The organism is Flavobacterium sp. CFS9, assembly GCF_041154745.1.
Classification (GTDB): Bacteria; Bacteroidota; Bacteroidia; order Flavobacteriales; family Flavobacteriaceae; genus Flavobacterium.
Map to the genome: position 1 here is coordinate 749,349 of NZ_AP031573.1, position 21,917 is coordinate 771,265.

21 protein-coding genes are annotated in these 21,917 nt (G+C 35.8%); 10 read left to right on the forward strand and 11 right to left on the reverse strand.

Annotated elements, in window-relative coordinates; all coding sequences use genetic code 11:
- Positions 1–38 precede the first annotated feature (38 nt).
- Positions 39–1,490 (reverse strand): hypothetical protein, encoded by a 1,452-nt coding sequence (locus ACAM30_RS03155; protein WP_369617206.1) that lies wholly within the window; start codon positions 1,488–1,490, stop codon positions 39–41.
- 357 nt (positions 1,491–1,847) lie between these two features.
- On the reverse strand, positions 1,848–2,729 hold the full coding sequence (locus ACAM30_RS03160) for a PPK2 family polyphosphate kinase (protein WP_369617207.1): 882 nt from the start codon (positions 2,727–2,729) through the stop codon (positions 1,848–1,850).
- 107 nt (positions 2,730–2,836) lie between these two features.
- Between ACAM30_RS03160 and ACAM30_RS03165 the strand changes: the two genes are divergently transcribed.
- The 9 genes from ACAM30_RS03165 (at position 2,837) to ACAM30_RS03205 (ending at position 12,357) form a co-directional block, all read left to right on the forward strand.
- A complete protein-coding gene (locus ACAM30_RS03165; protein ID WP_369617208.1) occupies positions 2,837–3,676 on the forward strand; it encodes a hypothetical protein in 840 nt (279 codons plus the stop codon).
- A 13-nt stretch (positions 3,677–3,689) separates the two neighbouring features.
- Positions 3,690–5,843 (forward strand): prolyl oligopeptidase family serine peptidase, encoded by a 2,154-nt coding sequence (locus tag ACAM30_RS03170; RefSeq protein ID WP_369617209.1) that lies wholly within the window; start codon positions 3,690–3,692, stop codon positions 5,841–5,843.
- Positions 5,844–6,154: 311 nt separating this feature from the next.
- Positions 6,155–6,655, forward strand: a complete 501-nt coding sequence (locus tag ACAM30_RS03175; RefSeq protein ID WP_369617210.1) for an RNA polymerase sigma factor — start codon at positions 6,155–6,157, stop codon at positions 6,653–6,655.
- Positions 6,656–6,657: 2 nt separating this feature from the next.
- Positions 6,658–7,623 carry a hypothetical protein gene (locus tag ACAM30_RS03180; protein WP_369617211.1) on the forward strand — a complete coding sequence of 322 codons (966 nt, stop codon included), beginning with the start codon at positions 6,658–6,660 and terminating at the stop codon, positions 7,621–7,623.
- Between the two features lie 93 nt (positions 7,624–7,716).
- Positions 7,717–9,882 (forward strand): von Willebrand factor type A domain-containing protein, encoded by a 2,166-nt coding sequence (locus ACAM30_RS03185; RefSeq protein WP_369617212.1) that lies wholly within the window; start codon positions 7,717–7,719, stop codon positions 9,880–9,882.
- 5 nt (positions 9,883–9,887) lie between these two features.
- Entirely contained in the window at positions 9,888–10,211 is a 324-nt protein-coding gene (locus ACAM30_RS03190) for a TonB-dependent receptor plug domain-containing protein (protein ID WP_369617213.1), read from the forward strand.
- 130 nt (positions 10,212–10,341) lie between these two features.
- Entirely contained in the window at positions 10,342–10,929 is a 588-nt protein-coding gene (locus ACAM30_RS03195) for a phospholipid scramblase-related protein (protein WP_369617214.1), read from the forward strand.
- Between the two features lie 111 nt (positions 10,930–11,040).
- Positions 11,041–11,757, forward strand: coding sequence for a 3-ketoacyl-ACP reductase (locus tag ACAM30_RS03200; protein WP_369617215.1), 717 nt, complete (start codon positions 11,041–11,043; stop codon positions 11,755–11,757).
- A 93-nt stretch (positions 11,758–11,850) separates the two neighbouring features.
- On the forward strand, positions 11,851–12,357 hold the full coding sequence (locus tag ACAM30_RS03205) for a hypothetical protein (RefSeq protein WP_369617216.1): 507 nt from the start codon (positions 11,851–11,853) through the stop codon (positions 12,355–12,357).
- A gap of 190 nt (positions 12,358–12,547) precedes the next feature.
- On the opposite strand, the gene mtaB is transcribed toward ACAM30_RS03205, so the two are convergent.
- Complete coding sequence (gene mtaB, locus ACAM30_RS03210; RefSeq protein ID WP_369617217.1) at positions 12,548–13,882, reverse strand: tRNA (N(6)-L-threonylcarbamoyladenosine(37)-C(2))-methylthiotransferase MtaB; 1,335 nt, start codon at positions 13,880–13,882, stop codon at positions 12,548–12,550.
- 502 nt (positions 13,883–14,384) lie between these two features.
- On the opposite strand from mtaB, the gene ACAM30_RS03215 reads away from it, so the two are divergent.
- A complete protein-coding gene (locus ACAM30_RS03215; protein ID WP_026109828.1) occupies positions 14,385–14,900 on the forward strand; it encodes a hypothetical protein in 516 nt (171 codons plus the stop codon).
- 112 nt (positions 14,901–15,012) lie between these two features.
- Here the strand turns inward: ACAM30_RS03215 and ACAM30_RS03220 are convergent, their stop codons facing one another.
- The 8 genes from ACAM30_RS03220 to ACAM30_RS03255 form a co-directional block, all read right to left on the reverse strand.
- On the reverse strand, positions 15,013–15,540 hold the full coding sequence (locus ACAM30_RS03220) for a GNAT family N-acetyltransferase (RefSeq protein WP_369617218.1): 528 nt from the start codon (positions 15,538–15,540) through the stop codon (positions 15,013–15,015).
- Positions 15,541–15,545: 5 nt separating this feature from the next.
- Entirely contained in the window at positions 15,546–16,349 is an 804-nt protein-coding gene (locus tag ACAM30_RS03225; protein WP_369617219.1) for a Cof-type HAD-IIB family hydrolase, read from the reverse strand.
- A 90-nt stretch (positions 16,350–16,439) separates the two neighbouring features.
- Positions 16,440–16,661 (reverse strand): DUF2007 domain-containing protein, encoded by a 222-nt coding sequence (locus ACAM30_RS03230; protein ID WP_369617220.1) that lies wholly within the window; start codon positions 16,659–16,661, stop codon positions 16,440–16,442.
- 30 nt (positions 16,662–16,691) lie between these two features.
- Positions 16,692–17,477, reverse strand: a complete 786-nt coding sequence (locus ACAM30_RS03235) for an alpha/beta hydrolase (RefSeq protein ID WP_369617221.1) — start codon at positions 17,475–17,477, stop codon at positions 16,692–16,694.
- Between the two features lie 53 nt (positions 17,478–17,530).
- The gene (locus tag ACAM30_RS03240; protein WP_369617222.1) at positions 17,531–18,193 is read right to left on the reverse strand and encodes a DEAD/DEAH box helicase; all 663 of its coding nucleotides are present in this window, start codon (positions 18,191–18,193) and stop codon (positions 17,531–17,533) included.
- Positions 18,194–18,294: 101 nt separating this feature from the next.
- Positions 18,295–19,458 carry a sigma-54-dependent transcriptional regulator gene (locus ACAM30_RS03245; protein WP_369617223.1) on the reverse strand — a complete coding sequence of 388 codons (1,164 nt, stop codon included), beginning with the start codon at positions 19,456–19,458 and terminating at the stop codon, positions 18,295–18,297.
- Positions 19,459–19,569: 111 nt separating this feature from the next.
- Entirely contained in the window at positions 19,570–20,886 is a 1,317-nt protein-coding gene (locus ACAM30_RS03250; RefSeq protein WP_369617224.1) for an ABC transporter permease, read from the reverse strand.
- 99 nt (positions 20,887–20,985) lie between these two features.
- Positions 20,986–21,906 (reverse strand): ABC transporter ATP-binding protein, encoded by a 921-nt coding sequence (locus ACAM30_RS03255; protein WP_369617225.1) that lies wholly within the window; start codon positions 21,904–21,906, stop codon positions 20,986–20,988.
- Positions 21,907–21,917: the final 11 nt, after the last annotated feature.

A 21,917-nucleotide genomic window follows, 5' to 3' on the forward strand; every position in this document is an offset into this window, starting at 1 on the left:
TGAGATAGTGGATGACTGTTTTTATAATGCTTTAAAATTTATCTCGCTAAACCTTTAATCACTACAATTTGACTTGCTTGTTGCTCGTTCGGGCGATTTGTTCCTCCGTCAACTCCTTTGTATTTTTCACCAGTCCAGGTATGAGGCTGGATGCTCAACATGAAAGTATCCGGAATACCCAACTGATCTGATACATCGATCATAGCACCGTATTCCCAATCTCCAAATTTAGATAGTTTCCCTACGTTGTATTTGGCAGCATCAGTCTGAGTACGACGGTGATCTAGTTCCAATACCACTTTTAATTCTTTTGTAGCGATATTGTATTGATAGATATAAGCATCGTGTGTTTCGTCACCGTATCCGTTTGCATCTTCCTGAACATAAACATAATTTGAAGTTACGCAGATATTATCCGGGTTTTGAAATTTCCCTGCTTTTCCACTACGGTTGTCACCATCTAAAACCAGCTCTAAAGTTCCTTTTAACGGATCTGCAGCATCAAGATTTAATCGGTAAACTCTACCGTATTTTGTTCTGGAAGCATCGGCATTTGTTCCTGTGATATCTTGTCCGGTTACGTTAAAATACAATTCACGGTCAGCATTGTTACCTCCTTTGCGGTAATCTAAATCTTCAACACGACCAAATTTGATTGCTTTCAAAGTATTTACAGATGCATTGATCTGAGCTCCTGTTAAAGTAGTGTGGTTGTCAATTTTCACAAAAGAAACAGGATAGGTTTGGTCCACAGTCATGTCTTTTTCTCTTTGATTGCTGTCATTTCTTTTTAGCATGTACAAAGATCCTCCGCTCAAATCACCAACTGTATTGGATACATACATGAAAACCTGACCTCCGTAAGTTCCTGAGTCATCATCACCAATTACTACAACCGTTTTTCCTTTGTAAGCAGTAGAACGCAATGGTAAAGCATTTTCAGCACTTAAACGTCCAAATCCTGCCAATTCTTTAGAAACCGATGCTCCTCCTGCACTTGCGTAAGGATCTAAAGCATGTGTACGGGATTCTTCTCCAGACTCTCCACAAGTAAGATAAAGAGGTCCGAAACCGTGTTCAGCCTGAGTAGCCATAGTAGCGCCACACAATCTCCATGTTCCTCCGCTGGAGTTTAGTAAATACTCTCCTTTTGTAGGTTTGAATGTCTTGTCTAAAGTAATTCTCGAAACTGCAAAATTGTCTTCGTTATTTACTAAGAAGGTAAAAGTCCCGTCTGTGTTTTTCAATAAACCTGAACCATCAGCAGAACCTCCAAAAACAAATTTAGGACTGTCTGCAAAAACATCATCTGAACTAAAAAGAGAGTAAATTTTCAAACTTTCAAATCCTGCCTGAGCTTTTATTAAACTTGGTGTTACAGATTGATCCTTCAGTACAACACTTGTTGTTTCTGCTTCGTCTTTAGAATCGTTATTACAAGATGTAAGCAACGAACCGAGCACAAATAGAGGTAAAATAATTCTTTTCATGTAGTTAAAAATTGGGTTTTTATTTTTTTTACAAAGTAACCCCCTGCTCTTTAACTTAAAATGATTTAGATATTATCAAAAAATCAACAGTTTTCCTAAAAAGCGTTATAAAACAAAAAAACGTTAACATTAAATTAGTACTACAAAACACTCATAAACTTCCATTAACATTAGTGCAAAAAAAAGAGTCTTATTTAAGGGCTTGTTTAGAATTTATTTATTGGCTTTCTTATGATGATTTCTGGCTGCAACTTCGTTAAATTTTTATACAATAGCGCTGCTATTCTATAAAAATTTGCCTTGTTTCGCTCACAAATCCTTTGATAATAAATCTCAAAAATAAATTCTAAACAAGCCCTAAGACTCTTTTCTAAGCTGTTGTTTATAAAGCTCAATATTGGCTTTTATTTTATCGTCTAATTCAGGTTCTTTGATGTCGGTATGTTTTTGCATTTCCTCCCAGATGGTCTTGGCCACTATGTAACGTGCCATTTCCTTATCATCTGCCGGAACAACATACCATGGTGCGTGTTCAGTCGAAGTTCTGTTGATCGCTTCTTCATAATATTGTTGGTATTCGTCCCAATGTTCGCGTTCTTTTAAATCACCAGGCGAAAATTTCCAGTGGTGCTTCTCCTCTTCCAAGCGACGCAGCAAACGCTGTCTTTGTTCTTCTTTACTTAAATGAAGATAAAACTTCAGCACAATAGTTCCATTTTCGGCAATATGCCTTTCAAAATTATTGATCTGCTCGATTCTCCTTTTCCAGAACTTCGGTGTAATATCCTCCACCGAGTTGATTCCCGGTAAATTTTCTCCCAAAATATATTCCGGATGCACCCTCGTAACCAAAACATTCTCGTAATGCGTACGGTTAAAAATTGCAAACTTCCCTTTTTCCGGCAAAGCAATATAATGTCTCCAAAGATAATCATGTTCCAATTCAGTCGAATTAGGAGTTTTAAAACTGTGCACCACTACCCCACGCGGGTTAAACTCTTTAAAAACTTCCCTGATCAGGCTGTCTTTTCCTGAAGTATCCATTCCCTGCAGGCAGATTAAAACCGCGTACTTATTGTGCGCATACATTACATCCTGCAAATTGCTTAGTTTGGCCTGTACCTTATCCAGTCTGGCTTCTTTTTCATCACTATCAGCATCGATGTCAAGTAAAGTTGGAATCTTTGCTAGTCTTATTTTTTCTGTAACTTTAAAATCATTCGGATCTATCGATTTCATAATTTGTGAGTTTTTATACTAGTAAATATACTATTTTTACAAAGCATATCCCTGCTATCCCTTCTAATACTTTCAGGGACAGCGATTTTATTTACAAAACAGCATTCATGGAAAAATTTACCTTAGAAATATTATTTCAAATCATCGGAATCGGATCGGCATCCGGATTATTTTTTACTGACAATTCACTTTACCTTGTTGGGGATAACAGTGGTTTCCTGTACGAATACAACATGCAGAATCAGCAATTGAACGAACACCCTTTAATTGACAATCCAACGAAAAATATCGCCAAAAATCTTAAACCTGATTTTGAGTCTTTAACCAACCATAACGATACGCTTTATGTTTTTGGTTCCGGTTCTACCGAAAACCGAAACAAAATGATTGCCTTCGATCTTAAAAAGAAAGCCATACTGCAAAAAAACAATCTGGTCGATTTATATGCTTTAATGCAAAGTTTTGGCGAAATAAAACCGGAAGACTTTAATCTGGAAGGTTCTATTTTTGATGGTGAGAATTGGTACCTGTTCAATCGTGGTAACGGAATCTCTAACAAAAACACCATTTTTACCATCCATGCTAAAAGCCTGGGAGAAGAATTTGCTCTGGTTGCAACCAATTATAAACTTCCAAAAATAAAAGGCATTCGCTCCAGTTTTACTGATGCTATTCTGGTGGAAGATAAAATCTATTTCCTTTCTACAGTAGAAAACACCAAATCGACTTATGATGACGGTGAAATTCTGGGGAGCTTCATTGGAAGAATTGATCTTAAAACGATGAAAATTGATTTCACTCAAAAAATTACCTCAACTAATAAATTTGAAGGTTTGACTTTCTATAAAAAAGAAAACAATACAATCGAGTTTTTGCTATGCGAGGATAATGATACGGAGCTTTTAGAAACGAAGATTTACAAACTAACTTTACCAAACAAACTATAAACTACCAAAAAAAATGATCCGGAAAACCACTTTAGCTCTTCTAATTTTTATTACAAGTCAAACTACGCAGGCACAATACCAATATCCAGCTACTCCCGAGCATCCTGTAGTGGATGATTATTTTGGCACTAAGATAACTGATTCATATCGCTGGCTTGAAGACATGAAAAACCCTGAGGTTCAAAAATGGTTCAAAGATCAGGGGGATTACACCAATACTGTTATTAAAAAGATTCCCGGACGTGATGCTCTTTTTAGCAGAATGAAAGAAATTCAGTCTTTAGGCGGGGATAGTTATGGCGTTGTTAGTCAACTAGGTGAAAACTATTACTATACCAAAAACAAAAAAGGAGAAAGCATTTATAAATTGTACTTTAGAAAAGGAATTAATGGAGCCGAAATTCTATTACTAGACCCTGAAGCCTTCAAAAAAGGGGCAACAATTACGGACTATGAGGTAAGCCCTGACCAAAAGAAATTAGCCATTACTTTAGCCGAAAATGGCAGTGAAGTTTGTGAACTTCGAATCATGGATCTCGAATCAAAAACATTTCTTTCAGATAAACTGACTCCCGTTTGGAGCGAATTTAATTTTGATTTTACTCCGGACAGCAAAGCAATAACCTACACAAAAATGAGTAGTGGTGACAGTAATAGCGATGATTTTTTAAAAAACATGAAAGCTTTGATTCATATTATTGGTACCAATCCGGAAACCGACAAAGTTCTGGCCTCAAAAAATAATAATCCTAATTTGAATATTCTTTCGGAACAGTTTCCAGACATCTCCTTTTCTGATAATTATTCATATATTATTCTTCGTATTGGATCTACAAAAAATGAAGAATTATCTTTTTATGCCCCGTTCTCAGAACTAAATAATATTAAAATAAACTGGAAACCTCTAATTAAATTCGAAGACGAAGTAACAAGCAGTCATATAATTGGTGACAAAGTTTTTTTCCTTTCTCATAAAAATGCTCCAAATTACAAAATAGGTTTTATTGACATTAAAAACCCTGATTTTAAAAAAGCTACAATTGTCGTTCCTGAAACGAACAAAGTACTTCGAAGAATGCAAAAATCTAAAAACTTTATTTATTATTCATTGAGTGACGGAATCAATCAGGACAAATATCAGATTAATGCAAAGACTTTACAAATCAAAATGATCCCTTTGCCAAAAGGTTCTAATGGAGGAGCTGCCTTAAATCCCCGTGAGAATGACAATATGAGTTTTTCCAACAATGGCTGGATTACTCCCTCCACAGATTATGACTATAATGCTTTATCGGGTAAATTAAAAAAAGCGGAACAGTTTATATCGAGTAAAGCTTATCCTGATTATTCGCAACAATATGCCGTAAAAGAAATAGAAGTACCAAGCCATGACGGTGTAATGGTTCCGCTATCTATTATATATCCAAAAAACATAAAAATGAATGGTTCTACACCATGCTATATTACTGGTTACGGCGCATACGGATCTAGTTCAACTCCTTATTTTATTGGCCCTTCGCTAATGACGTTGTTAGAACAAAACGTTGTAATTGCAATCGCTCATGTACGTGGTGGTGGCGAAAAAGGCAATGAGTGGCACAAAGGCGGCATGAAGGCTACAAAACCAAACACTTGGAAAGATTTTATTGCCTGTTCAGAATATTTGATCAAAGAAAAATATACCTCCCCGGATAAACTTATTGGAAATGGAGTTAGTATGGGCGGCGTATTGATTGGAAGGGCAGTTACAGAACGCCCAGATCTTTTTAGAGTGGCTCTTATTGAGGTTGGCTGTACAAATGCCATAAGAATGGAAACAACTCCAAATGGTCCCAATCAGATTCCAGAAATTGGTTCTTTAAAAAATAAAGAAGATGTCAAGCATATATTAGAAATGGATGCTCAGAATAAAGTTAAAAAGGGAGAAAAATATCCAGCAATATTACTTCGTACCGGAATCAATGATCCTAGAGTTTCTCCTTGGGAGCCTGGAAAGTTTGCCGCTACTTTACAAAATAGCACTGGTTCAGATAAACCTGTCTTATTACATGTCAATTATGCTAACGGACATTTTTCTAATGATTTAGATATTACCTACGGTGATGATGCCGATATGTTTGCTTTTGCGTTGTGGCAGGTTGGTAACTCAAAATTTCAAATTAAATAACCTCAACTATTTTCCGTAAGGAAGGGATTCCTATATTTAAATCCTCTAAAAACGAATTCCGCAACAACACAAAATATCGTGTCGCTGCGGAATTCTTTTTTACCATAATCTTGCAAAGATCTAAAGCGATGCAATATGACTAAATTCTTTTTTACGAAGAAAATCGTACCTTTAAAACCATCTATTAAGAAAATAAAAGCCTTTTTTAAACTTTTTTTCATTTCTCTCCCAACCTTTTTATCTTTTTATCCCTCTATATAAGAAAGACAACAATTGTGATAAACGAAACTCTCATATCCAACTGCAAAAAAATGAACCGCGATGCTCAGCGTCAGGTTTATGAGCATATGGCTCCAAAACTGTATCGCGTTTGCAAACGATACCTTAAGAAGGAAGAAGAAATTGAAGAAGCTATGGCTGATGCTTTCTATACCATATTTACAAAGCTGGATCAACTTAAAGAACTTTTAGCTTTTGAAGCCTGGGCGCGAAAAATTACCGTCAACCATTGTTTGGCAACCATCAAGAAAAACACCAATTTCAACATGTACCTTGATGACGTCAAATTGCTTTCGCAGCCTTTTACCGAAGAAGTGAACGCATTGGAAGAAGAAGATTTGCTGAATTTACTAAATCATATTCCGGACGGTTGTAAAACGGTTTTTAATCTTTTTATTATCGAAGGTTTCGGACATAAAGAAATAGCCGCTATGTTAAACATTTCTGAGGGCACATCGAAATCACAATTGAATGCCGCTAAAACCAAATTAAAGGAATTAGTAAATAAATTGTATTACCAAAAAGCAAAATAGTCATGGACAATCAAGATAAAATATTCGATAAATTTAAAGAGGCCGCACACAACTCGGAATCTAAAGATTTTCCAGGAATGGAAAAAGTCTGGTCACGCCTTGAAGACAAACTGGACAAAAAGGAAGACAAAAAAACCATTTCGTTATGGAAAAAAATTGCGGTCGCAGCTTCTCTTTTATTACTTCTTTCTTTGGGAGCACAATTTCTAAAATCTGACAAAACGGTTCCTGTTCTGGCTCCTAAAGTTGTAGTGAACGAAGAAGAAAAAGCAACACAGCCTATTTTAGAGAAAAAAGAAGCCATTGTTTCTTCAGATTCTCCAATACTACCTAAAGCCGAAGCTGTAAAAATCCTGGATCAGCAAATCAAACAACAGCAAAAAGTAGCGGTACAGGAAATACAATATGCTGCCGACAATGCGATAATAACAGAAGCTGCTCCTGCACCTGTAGCAACTCAGGCAATCCCTCCGGTAGCTGCGTCATCTGAATATCTTAAGGAAGAAGAGGCAGAAAACAACATTGCCAAAGACAAAGCTATTCAAAACTATGGTTATGCCGGAGCAGCGCGAAGAGAGTCAGCCAAAATGGCTTATGCCGAAAAACCAGTACAAATGGCTAAAAAAAGTGCTCCGCTAATTGTTTTAAACGGAAATGCCATGTCGCACAATGACGATGCAAAAAGAGACAAAATGATGCAGACAGAGCTTCCAAATTTACAGCCCGAAAATGTAGATTCTCTTGTAGTACTGGATGCTCCTTTGTACATTATTGACGGTATTTATTATTCCGAAAGTGAATTATTTGGCAATAATCCAACCAGTCCGTATGCCCCTTTAAACAAACAGGAAATCAAGACGATCACCGTTCTTCAGGACCTTGAAGCCACCTCTAAATATGGCGATAAAGAAAAAAAAGGAGTCGTAATTATCACCACCCGAAAAGGAAAACCCGCCGCGAAAAACTAACGGTAAAAACTCAAATTTAATTTCAAGAAGTCGTTTCTAAAGCTTAACGTTTAGACTACGATCCACCCGATTATTCATCTAAAAATTACTATCATGAAAAACGTAAAACTTATTTCATTAGCCCTATCTATGCTTATATGTTTCATAGCATCAGCTCAGGAGAAAATCATTACAGGAAACGTTACAGACGAGGCTAGCATACCGCTTCCGGGGGTAACTATAGTGATTAAAAATACCCAAAAAACAACACAAACTGATTTTGACGGAAAATATTCCATCAAGGCGCAAAAAGGCGACATTTTGATCTTTAGTTATATTGGATTCAACTCGCAAACCCAAACTGTGGGCCATAAAAATGTGATTAATGTTAAACTAATTGGCCAACAGCAATCCCTTAGCGAAGTAGTAGTCGTGGGTTATGGATCTTCAAATGCTGATTACGAAAGCTCCAGCTACAGCCATCGTGACAAGAAAATGGCTGCCAAAACTATTACCTCAACACTTCAGGGAAGAGTCATGGGGTTATCCGTTACACCTAATTATGTCCAGCCTTCACCCAATCAAAACGTGCTGATAAGAGGGACTGCACCTATTTCTTCTAAAGATGAACCTTTGTATATTGTCGATGGTGTTCCGGTTAAATCCGATCAATTTTCGAAAATCAATCCGAATGATGTGGAGGAAGTAAAAGTTGCAAAAGAAGCAGAAGCTACTGCACTTTACGGAAGCAAAGCCTCAAACGGAGCGATAATTATTGCTACCAAAAACAGCATCTACAAAGGTCTTACCGAAAAGGAACTAAATGCTAAACTGAAAAAAATAACGGTTCCGAAACCGGTAGAACCTAATGAGGAAGATTACGATACTTTTGTCGAAAATGCCTTCGAAAGCCCAAAAACAGCACCGCTTTCTACATTTTCTATTGATGTTGACAATGCTTCGTACACCAATGTGAGACGCTTTATCAATAACGGACAAGCAGTTCCAAAAGATGCCGTTCGCGTAGAAGAAATGGTTAACTTCTTTAAATACAATTATCCACAGCCAAAAGATCAAAATCCGTTCTCTATTAATACTGAAGTAAGCGATTCACCATGGAATGCCAAAAACAAGGTGCTTAAAATTGGTTTACAGGGAAAAAACATCCCAACCGAAAATTTGCCTGCGTCTAATTTAGTTTTCTTAATTGATGTTTCAGGATCAATGAGCGACATGAATAAATTGCCTTTACTAAAACAATCATTAAAAATACTGGTAAATGAATTACGTCCGAAAGACAAAGTTGCCATGGTCGTTTATGCCGGGGCAGCAGGAATGGTTTTACCTCCAACTTCCGGTGACGAGAAGAAAACCATTATTGATGCTCTTGAAAAATTAAATGCAGGAGGAAGTACTGCAGGAGGAGCAGGAATTGAACTGGCTTATAAAATTGCGACAGAAAACTTTATCAAAAATGGAAACAACAGAGTAATTCTGGCTACTGACGGAGATTTTAATGTGGGAGAGACTTCTAACGCTGACATGGAAAAGCTAATTGAGGACAAAAGAAAAACCGGCGTTTTCCTTACCTGTCTGGGTTACGGAATGGGAAACTACAAAGACAGTAAGATGGAAACTTTAGCCGATAAAGGAAATGGAAACTACGCTTATATCGACAACATCCAGGAGGCCAATCGTTTTTTAGGAAAAGAGTTCAAAGGTTCGATGTTTGCAATCGCCAAAGATGTAAAAATTCAAATCGAATTCAATCCGAAACAAATTCAGGCTTATCGTTTAATCGGTTACGAAAATAGAAAATTACGTCCGGAAGATTTCAAAAATGACGCTATTGATGCGGGAGAACTTGGAAGCAATCATACCGTTACGGCGCTTTATGAAATTATTCCTGCCGGAGTAAAAAGCGATTATTTGGCAGAACAGCCAGATGCTTTAAAATATACCAAAGTCGAAGAAGGCGGAACAAATTACAGCAATGAACTGGCAACTATAAAATTCCGTTATAAAAAACCGGACGGAGATAAAAGCATTGAACTGGTACAGGTAATCGAAAACAAATCGGTTGCATTGGAAAAAACCTCTGATGATTTTAAATTCAGTACCTCAGTGGCCTGGTTCGGTCTGAAGCTAAGAGATTCAAAATTAATTTCAGATAAATCTTCTTATGCCATTTTGAAATTAGCTAAACAAGGACTCTCTAATGATCCGGAAGGATACAAAGCTGAATTTATCCGTTTAATTGAGGCTGCAAAATTCGATTAAATTTTATGATGAAAAATGTAAAACTTGCTTCATTGGCTTTTTCTATGTTTATCTGTCTCGTAACACATGCACAGGAAAAAGAGGTATCTCATACAAAACCTGTAAATACCGATAGTCAGATCATAATATGTGCACCATCAAAAAAATCTATTATTAATCCACCTTTGGTAATTCTTGATGGAGTTATAATCAATTTCAAAGATTTTCCTAAAGTAAACCCGAATACTATCAAAGAGATGAAAGTTTTAAAGGAAACTGAAGCAGCTTCACTCTACGGAAATAAAGGAATAAATGGTGCTATAATTATCACAACAAAGGAAAATAAATGAAATTTGATAACACAGATTTCATTTTTAACAGCGGTTTATTAACAAAATTATTTTTACATTTGATCTCCTTTTGAAACCCTTTCAGAAGGAGATCAATCATATTTTTTAATCATTTTCACACAATCAATTAATGAGCCCTATTTTAAATCAGAATTTATTTCTTGTAAAAGAGCATGTTGGCATGTTTAAAGCATCAAACAACTATGACATTTATAATCCGGAAAGCAATCAGATCATCCTGAACTGCAGAGAAAATAATCTGGGATTCTTCACTAAAATGTTACGCTTCACCGATTACAAAAGAATGACACCTTTTAATGTTGAAATCGCAGCAGCTTCAGGTGAAAAACTAATCTCAGTAAAAAGAGGTATTGCTGTTTTCAGATCGAATGTTGAAGTTTTTGACGAAAAAGAGAGACTGATAGGAACCTTTAAACAAAAGTTCTTTTCTTTTGGAGGTAAATTTGAAATTTTAGATAAAAACGAAAAACCGGTTGCTACACTTCAGGGAAAATGGACAGGCTGGGATTTCAAATTTACCCACGAAAATAAGCAGCTGGCTCAGGTAAGTAAAAAGTGGGCAGGAATGGGGAAAGAACTTTTTACCAGTGCCGATAATTATGTTCTTCAAATTGAAGAAACTGTAGCACAGGACAGTCCGCAAAGACAATTAATTCTGGCCGCTGTAATGTGTATTGACATGGTTTTGAAAGAATAGAAAAAGTTGTTAAACTTAGATTAAGAAAACATCTAAAGCATCATTTTAGGAAGCAAAAACCTTATTTTTGTGGTACTAAAATGATGCTTTCGCATTTCTAATATGACAATCATGACAGACTTAAAAAATAAAAATGCCCTAATTACAGGAGCCGGAAAAGGAATAGGAAAAGCAATCGCACTTGCACTTGCCAACGAGGGAGTAAATGTAATTTTAATTTCAAGAACCCAGGCTGATGTTGACCAACTGGCCATCGAAATCAATAATTTAGGTGTAAAATCTTTGGCTTTAGCTGCTGATGTTTCTGATATTAATTCGATAAATAGTGCTGTAGAAAAAGCATTAGCTGAATTTAAAAATATTGATATTTTAATCAACAACGCGGGAATTGGTGCTTTTGGGAAATTTCTGGAATTAGAACCAAACGACTGGGAAAGAATCATTCAGATCAACCTTATGGGAACCTATTATACCACCCGCGCCGTTATTCCGAATATGATCGAAAGACAAACAGGAGACATCATCAATATTTCATCGACAGCAGGTTTAAACGGAAACGCCCTTACCAGCGCTTACAGCGCTTCAAAATTTGCCGTTTTAGGTCTAACCGATTCTTTGATGCAGGAAATGAGAAAACACAATATCCGCGTTACTGCTTTAACCCCAAGTACAGTAGCTACCGATATGGCTAAAGATTTGAATCTGACGGACGGAAATCCTGAAAAAGTAATGCAGCCTGAAGATATTGCCGAACTGATTGTGGCACAACTGAAACTAAGCCGTCGCGTTTTCATTAAAAACAGCAGTATCTGGTCTACTAATCCCTAAAAAATAAATTCCAATCTTTTGAAATTCCAAATTCCCGTTACTTTAAAATTGAAATTTGGGATTTTAGTATTGGGATTTCAAAAATTTTATACGATGGAAAACTATTTAAGACAATTAATTGCCATAGAATTTACCGATAAGAAAGAACTTTACACCGGATTTCTTATTGATTATTCGGATGATTGGATTTTATTGCGAAACAATCCTGTAGATTTTGTTCTGGATGGTTTTGTACTATTAAAAAATAAAAACATTGAAGCCATTCACAGAGATCAGGATTTGGAATTTACCGAAAAAGTAATCCGTTTAAAAGGTTTGAGAACAAATGCCGAGGATATCATTCCAATACGTGATTTGAATTCAATCATCAATTATATCACAAACAAATACGGTATTTTCCAGATTGCTAAAAAATCAGCAAAATCAGCTTATTTGGGAAAACTAATCGAACTAACGGATGAAGAACTTATCATCGATTTCCTGGACACAAAAGGTCAGTTTGGTGGTGAATTAAGCTTTAATCCACAAAAGATAAGGGTAATTGAATTTGATACCGATTACATTAATTCTCTGAAATTAATGGTTGGAGAGAATCTTTAACTTTGAATTTGAAAATATTCCGCGAAGATACGCTGAGTTTCTCGCCGAGATTCACAGAGACTTCTCATATAAAAACGAAAAAAGCCTCATTAATGAGGCTTTTTTCGTTTTTGTCATAAATGACAAACTTTATCTCTAAACTTTGTGTATCTCCGTGCTAATCTTTGTGTATCTCTGCGAAACAAAAAACTTAAGCCTCTGTCAGTTTATTTAAAAACTCCAGACGAACACTTCCATCTTCGTCAATTTTTGTCAGATTTATTTCCTGAAGGGTATTTACCAGTTCAGGATTCCAAGGTGTTTTTACTTTTACGTAATTCTCCGTAAAGCCATGAATGTATCCCTCTTTATTTTCTCCTTCGAACAAAACAGTTCTGTTAGATCCTAACTGACTTTCATAAAAAGCACGACGTTTTTTAACTGATAATCCACGAAGCATTTTACTGCGTTTCGCTCTTACATTTGCCGGAACAATCCCCGGCATATTTGCAGCTTCTGTATTGTCTCTTTCGGAATACGTGAACACATGTAGATATGAAATATCCATTTCGTTAAGGAAATGATAGGTTTCTAAAAAATGTTCGTCTGTTTCACCCGGAAATCCAACAATCACGTCTACACCAATACAGGCATGTGGCATTACTTCACGAATTTTATGAACACGTTCTGTATACACTTCACGCAAATAACGGCGCTTCATTAATTTCAAAATATCATTACTTCCGGATTGTAACGGAATATGAAAATGCGGTACAAAAGTTCGGCTTTTAGAAACAAAGTCAATCGTTTCATTCTTTAGCAGATTAGGTTCGATAGAAGATATTCTCAAACGCTCAATCCCGTCGACTTTATCCAAAGCCTGAACTAAGTCCAGAAAAGTATGCTCGTGTTTTTTATTCCCAAACTCCCCTTTTCCGTAGTCTCCGATATTAACTCCCGTTAAAACAATTTCTTTGATGTCCTGAGCAGAGATTTCTTTGGCATTTTTCAATACATTTTCCAAAGCATCACTTCTCGAAATCCCTCTAGCTAATGGAATGGTACAATACGTACATTTATAATCACAGCCGTCCTGAACTTTCAAAAAAGCGCGGGTACGGTCTCCAATAGAATAACTTCCAACATAAAAATCGGCCTCAGCAATTTCACAAGAGTGTACTTCACCCATGTCATTCTTGCTCAGGTCATGAATATAATCTGTAATTTTAAACTTTTCTGTAGCTCCCAAAACCAAATCAACTCCATCAACAGCCGCTAATTCCTCTGGTTTCAACTGGGCATAACAGCCTACCGCCGCTACAAAAGCTTTCTCATTCAGTTTCATTGCTTTTTTCACCACCTGCTTAAACTGCTTATCAGCATTCTCTGTAACCGAACAGGTATTGATAACATAGATATCGGCTATTTCCTCAAAATCAACACGATCAAAACCTTCATCGTTAAAATTTCGGGCAATAGTTGAAGTCTCTGAAAAATTCAGTTTGCAACCAAGCGTATAAAAGGCAACTTTTTTTCTATTTTCCATAGGAATAAACTACGTTTTAAGTAGTAAGATATTATATTTACATCTCTTTTGAAGAGTTTGCAAATTTACATACAATATTCTTTAAAATAAAATCAATAATATACTATATATCAATATTTTGCAAGAACCTACTATTTTAATTCGTTTCAAAAAACTGTTAAATCAAACCAAATCATCAGGAAAAAATAATTGATCTGAAAAAAACACAACCCAATTCGATAAGAATAAAACGACAAATTGATCGATTAAACGCAAATAACATCGATTAAATGCGTTTTTTAAGCTATTAAATTAAAATTTTCTTACATTTAACTTTGCTGGAAATAATTTTAGAAGTAATTTCACTTCGTCAAAAAACAGGAGACGAAAACTATAGCATCAAAATCATAAATAGCGCATAACAATTTTGATTTTCCATCGTTATGTTGTTGTTTTGTTATCATAAAAATGGGCAGGCCGAAAACCATAAAGAGTAGGCAAAAATTAAAAATTAAAACTCCATATGAAAGCATTTTTACCCACAATCTGCTTGATGTTCTTAACCCTTTTTAGCGCTCAGGCTCAAACTGCTCCGGCTGCTAATCCATTTCCATCTATCAGCACATTGACAAACTGGGCGAGCTTAAACTCTCAATCTCAATTTGATATTGCAATTCGTGCGGTTGGATTTAAATTTGAAGTAAAAGAACCGGGTGAAGGCTCAACGGCTTACACTTATATTCGTAAAGTAACCGTAAATGAAGTAAACTACACGGATAGAATCGTTTACAGAATTACAAACAACAATTCAGCAAGTATCATTTCGTTAGTAACTGCTTCAACTGATTTAGTAAGCTTGTACACTCCGCAATTGTCTACTTTTAAAAACAACAATTGTAAAACTGAAATGTCTAAAGACAAAAACACAACTTGTACTTGCTACGAAAGCGCTAATTTCGCTATCGATCTTTGCGACGAACGTGTAAAATTGACAATGGGTGACGGAAACAAGTATTTTGTTTCAGTAGCTAAAAAATAATATTTAGTACTTCTTTCTAAAGTATTAAAAACCAAGAACTGTTTTCCAAATCTTTGCAAATCTTAAGCAAATTGAGTTTACAAAGATTTGGGACACATTTCATTTTATCTCTTTACAAGTCTGGATTCTTCAATTCGTACCAAACTTCCAGCTCCCCTTCATATTCAAAAGAATTCACGTAGCGAAAACCTAATTTTTCCAACGCTTTTCTTGAGGCCTCATTTCCTTCATCGGCATAAGCGTAAAGCGCTTTGACTTTCATCTTGTTAAACGCATAATCAACAAATGCTTTTCCGGCTTCCGTAGCATAGCCTTTCCCCCAGTGTTTTTCGATGAAACGATATCCTATTTCATAAAATTCTTTGTGACCATTAATTTCATAGTTTATGAATTTTATTCCGGACCAGCCCAAAAACTCATTCGTTTCTTTTAGCACAACAGCCCAGCGGCCCGTTCCAAAATCCTTATACTGCTGCCGAATATTTTCGATTTGAGCAATACTTTGCTCAATAGTTGTTACAGGCTTTTTTCCAACAAAAAGATGCACATTCGGATTCGAATCCAATTCAAACATTCCATCAGCATCCGAAAGAAGTAATTCTCTTAAAATTAGACGTTTTGTTTCAATTGGTTCTTTCATACAAATTAATTTAAGATATAACGCTGCACCACCTCAGCAACTCCATCATTGTTATTTGAAGCTACGATTACATCTGCTCTGTCTCTTAATTCAGGTGTCACATTATCGACCCAAACTCCTAAACCTGCATATTCGATCATAGTCAGGTCATTTCCGGCATTTCCTACGGCAATGATTTCACTTTGATGAATGTTTAGTTTTTCGGCTAAAAGCTTTAAGCTGGCCGCCTTATCGATTCCGTTCTGTGCTGCTTCCAAAAAGAAAGGCTTTGACATGGCAACACTTAAATGAGGCATTGCTGCTTTTAAGTCAGCTTCTACTTCTTTTAGATAAGAAGGTTCTGCCAGCAAAATACATTTTACCGCAGGTTCTGTAACCGCTTCTTTAAAACCAGACACTTTATTATGCGGCAATCCGGTAATTTCTTTCTCCACGTCAATATATTCCGAATCAGTTTCGCTTATAATTTCACCGTCCAGATACGTAATGATATGGGTATTCTTTTTTACACTGTAGTCATACAACTCATGAATTTGCTCAACAGTTAATTTTTGTTCGAACAAAACAACATCATCTTTAACCGTACTGATGATCGCTCCATTAAACGAAATCATATACGAATCATTCAAATCCAGCTCTAACTCCTTAGCATAAGCAGTCATCGCCGATGTTGGTCTGCCTGAAGCCAGAACGACGTATACGCCTTTTGCCTGTGCCTCCAACAATACTTTTTTATTAAGGTCAGAAATTTTATGATCGTCTGTCAACAAGGTATCATCCATGTCGAGCACTAACATTTTATATTGCATATTTTTTTTTCAGTTTGCAGTCTCAGTGTTCAGTCTCTCTACACTAAAACTTTTCACATCTCACATTTTACATCTTACAAAAAAATGAGACTATTGAATATTCATTCTAAATTCTTCAATAACCGGATTTGCCTTTGCAAAATCAGTTTCCTGAATAAAAACTTCTACTGCTAAATCAGATCCGCCATAACCTCCCATACGAGCCGACTGGATATTATCTTTTTTAACTGTATCCACTCCGGCTTCTTCTAATCTTTCCTTCAAAGCAATTGCTAAGACTTCACTTCCTGAAAACACCTTCATTAATCCCATGACATTTTTTTTTATTATTATATTATATTTTTATTCTAATATTTTTCTCAACTTTTCTTGAAAAACTTCATTTTCATTCATCCCAATATGCCCTTGATTTTTTAATCCGCAAAAATGCCCTTTAAAATCTAACAATTTATTTAACCTAACAGAATTATCACATGAAATTAATTCATCATCAATACCGTGAAAAATATAAATCGGTGCTTTAACTTTAGTCACATATTTAAAAGTCTCTAAATGAAACTTCTTCATAATATTTGGAAAAAAAGGCACTTTACTGCTTGATAATTCAGTAAAACTAAAATAAGGCGATTGAAGCAATAAGGCTTTTGGTTTATTCTCAGAAGCTAAAATTGTTGCCAATCCCGAACCAATAGAATAGCCCGCAATAATTATTTTATTTTCAGGATATCTTTTGCACAAAGCCTTATAAACGACTGCAACATCCTTATTCAATTGATCTTCATCTTCTATTTCACCTTCACTTTTTCCAAAACTTCTATAATCCAAAATAAAAATATCATATCCCAGATTAGTATAGATTTTGGCAATTTTCCCCCAAGTTTCTAATGTTCCTGCATTTCCGTGAAGATAAAAAACTAAACCTTTAGAATTTTCGGTTTTAAAAAGTAAACCATTCAAATTCACATCATCAAAAGATTTAACATTCAATTCTTCAAACTTTTGCTGATAATCAAACTTATAATCTTTCGGAAGTGAAGCGCTTTTAAAAACCATTTCAACCTGATTGAAATAAATATAAGAAACAACCAAAACATAAATTACAACAAAAAATCCTAAAAGTGTAATCATTAAAAATTTAAGCGTTTTGAGAATCTCCATACAAAACTTATTATTTCAGAATTTTATTCCTCTTCAATATCATCCTCTTCTTCATCAAGCTCCTCTTCTCCTTCTTCATCCATATCAAATAAATAAGGTTCTACTAACATTTTTTCGGCCAGGATTTCAATACGCTCTGTCAGTTCTTCAGCAAAAATGATTCGCTGTACTTTAGCGATACTGTTTGAAATACGCATAATTTTAGTTTCATGACGTAATTTCAGAATCGGATCAGCATCATCCAGAATAAACATTTTCAGTCGGTTTACGTTGTAGCCCGCTGTTGTAAACATATCACTCAATTTATTTGGTGTCCCGATTAAAACGTCAATTCCGGTAGAAACGTAGTTTTTATCGTAATCCATATCACCTTTATCGTGTACCCCATAAACTTCAAGGTTGGTATACTTTCCGTATTTTTCAAAAAGTTCTTCCATTTCCAACACTTTGGCTTTATCTTCTACAATGATCAAAGCCCGCGGCGATTCTTCGGTTTTCCCTGCCAATTGCTGAATGACATTTAATACAATTGTAGTAGATTTTCCACTCCCGGCCGGAGAAATAATGACACTATCGGCTCCACTTTTAATGGTCGAAAAAGTTTCCTGCTGCAACGCATTTGCCTCTGTTAAACCATTTTCAATTAAAGCGTCTTGTAATTTCTCGTTTATTTTTTTTAGTTTCATTTTTTTATGCTTTAAGCTTTAAGCTGTACGCTCCAAGCAAAAATTTATTTCATTTTTATAAAAGCTTAAAGCGTGTAGCTTAAAGCATATTGCGCGAAGCACTACTTGCTTGCAAACATTTTCACGTCAGTTTCCGAGATTTCACTTCCTCCTAAAATGATTAATCTTTCCACTACATTTCGAAGTTCACGGATATTTCCAGTCCAATCGTACTCCTGTAATAGTTTTATGGCTTTTGGTGAAAACACTTTTACCGAATTGCCTTGCTCTGATGCAATTTTCTCGGTAAAATGAGTAATCAATGCCGGAATATCATCACGTCTCTCGTTCAATGGCGGTACTTTAATTAAGATTACTGCCAAACGATGGTACAAATCTTCACGGAAACGCCCTTCTGCAATTTCAGTTTTCAGGTCTTTATTGGTCGCTGCTACCACACGTACATCCACTTTGATGTCTTTTTCAGCCCCAACTCTTGTGATCATATTTTCCTGTAATGCACGCAGCACTTTGGCTTGTGCCGAAAGACTCATGTCTCCAATTTCATCCAGGAAAATAGTCCCTTTGTCTGCCGCTTCAAACTTTCCTGCACGATCTTTTACTGCCGACGTAAAGGCTCCTTTTACGTGTCCGAACAATTCGCTTTCGATTAGTTCGCTTGGAATAGCGGCACAGTTTACTTCTATCAAAGGGAAATTGGAACGCTCACTCTTTTCATGTAGTTGATGTGCTACCAACTCTTTTCCGGTTCCGTTTGGTCCAGTAATCAAAACTCTGGCTTCGGTTTGGGCTACTTTATCAATCATTACTTTAATATGACTGATTGCTTCGCTTTCCCCTATCATTTCGTAGTTTTTACTAACCTTTTTCTTCAGAATCTTATTCTCTACTACGAGCTGTTTTTTATCTAAAGCATTACGAACGGTATTCAGCAATCGGTTTAAATCAGGTGGTTTCGAAATATAATCAAAAGCCCCTAAACGCATCGTATGAATCGCGGTTTCCATATCGCCATGCCCCGAGATCATGACCATCGGAATTTCCGGCTTAATCTTTTTTACTTCTTCTAAAACCTCAACTCCATCTAATTTTGGCATTTTGATATCACACAAAACCAAATCATAATCGTTGTTTTTTATTTTCTCAAGACCTGCCGCACCATCTTCTGCTTCATCTACCTGATACGTATCATTTTCTTCTGATAAAATTTTTACCAAAACTCTTCTGATGGACGCTTCGTCTTCTATAATTAGTATTTTACTCATTCTTTTTTAAGGTGCTAAGGTTCTGAGTCGCTAAGGTTCTGAGTTTTTTTTTATTATGAAGCTAAGAAACCTTAGCAACTTATAGACTCAGAACCTTAGCAACTTAAAAAATTAATATTTAAGCCATTTATACAATTCTTTCCAGGTTGGTTTTTTGCCATACATTAAAATCCCTATTCGGTAAATTTTGGCAGCGAACCATACTACAAGGAAAAAGCTAGCAAACAATAATGATACCGAAATTGCAATTTGCCACCACGGCACACCAAACGGAAGTCTCATCAACATAACAATTGGCGATGTTAACGGAATCATCGAGAATACTACTGCAATGGTTCCGTGAGGATCATTCACAACGGTAAAAAAACCAACATAGACACTCAAAATCAATGGCATAATGATTGGCAAAAGAAATTGCTGCGAATCCGTTTGGTTGTCCACTGCAGCACCAATCGCTGCGTAAAACGAACTGTATAAAAAATATCCTCCAATGAAATAAATTACAAAGCCAATTATGATACTGGCAATTGGTAAATTCCATAATTCGCGAATGTACATTTGGGCTGTTCCTGACATTTCATGCTGAGCAGACTGCATTAATTCCGGCGAAATTCTGGCTGTTGGACCAACATTCACTCCAAAAAAAGCCGATGCCGCAAACATTAATCCCAAACCTATGATGGCCCAAATCATAAACTGAAGTAATCCTGCAAGTGAAGTTCCCACAATTTTACCAATCATCAACTGAAATGGTTTTACCGAAGAAATAATGATTTCGATGATTCGGTTGGTTTTTTCTTCAATCACACTTCGCATGACCATATTACCGTAAATGATAATAAACATCATAATCAGATAACCAAAAGCACCTCCTATTCCTATTTTGATCTCATTCAGTCCTTTTAAACTCTCTTCTCCGGATGCTTTTACCAAATGAATATTCACATCTGACTGCGCTTTTTGAATGGCCAAGGTGTCCAGTTTTGCCGTTTCAAGATTTATTCTGGTAATTTTTGATGCGATTACATCCTGCGTTTTTTCAATAAAAGAAATACTGGGACTGTTATTCGAAATAAACTCAATTTTACTTTCTAAATCTGATAAATTACCTGTTTTTGGAATAACAATTAAACCATCAAAGCTTTCGTTAGTAATACTGTCTTTTAGGGCTTTTGTATCAATTTCAGACAAATTGAGGTATTTAAACTCAGCTTCTTCTTTATTCTGTTTTAGAAAATCCTGTGCAAACAAACCTGTTTCGTCATGAATGGCAATTCTTTTCGTCTCTGCTTTCATTGAACTCAGATACCCAATGAATCCTGCGATTGCCACAAACAATAACGGACTCAAAAAGGTCATGACAACAAAAGACTTATTGCGCACTTTTGCAATAAACTCTCTTTTTATAATTAATGAAATTATACTCATTTATTTAGATTATAAGATTTTTAGACTTCTTAAATTATTAGATTTTTTTTTTAGATCCGGATTCATTCATAGAATCCTGAAATCTAAATATCCAACAATCTATCCGGTTACTGTTTGAATAAAAATATCGTTTATGCTTGGTATTTTTTCTACAAAATGGGTTACTTGTCCACGCTGCGTTAGTAAATGCAATAGCTCATTTGGCGCTGCGTCTCCAATTTGAATATCCAGTTTCAGATCGTCATTTAAGGATTTAAAACTTGCCGGCGACACGGTGAATTTTTGTGTAATGTCATACATCAGGCCTTCTACATTATCCGTTAGAATCCCCACTTCAAAACTATTGGTTCGAAATTGACGCTTTACATCGCTTACTTTTCCTTCAATCAGTTTATTCGATTTATGAATTAAAGCAATATGATCACATAATTCTTCTACACTTTCCATGCGGTGTGTCGAGAAAATAATTGTAGCTCCCTGTTCTTTAAGCGCCAGAATTTCATCTTTAATTACGTTTGCATTCACAGGATCAAATCCGGAGAAAGGCTCATCAAAAATTAGCAATTTAGGCTTGTGCAGCACACAAACTACAAACTGAATTTTTTGCGCCATTCCTTTAGAAAGTTCCTGAATTTTCTTGTTCCACCAGCCCTGAATTCCAAGACGATCAAACCAGTATTCCAATTGTAATTTTGCCTCAGCTTTAGAAAGCCCTTTCATTTGAGCCAGATACAAACATTGTTCTCCAACTTTCATCGAAGTATACAATCCTCTTTCTTCGGGAAGATAACCTATATTCTGTATGTGTTTGGGCTGTAATTTTTCTCCATCCAAAATCACTTCACCGCCATCAGGTAAAGTAATTTGATTTATAATTCGGATCAGGGAAGTTTTTCCGGCTCCATTGGGACCTAGTAGTCCATAAATACTACCTTTTGGTACGTTTAATGAAACTTCGTTAAGCGCTACATAATCACCGTACTGTTTTACGACTTTATGTACTTCGAGTAAGTTGCTCATGCTATAATTAA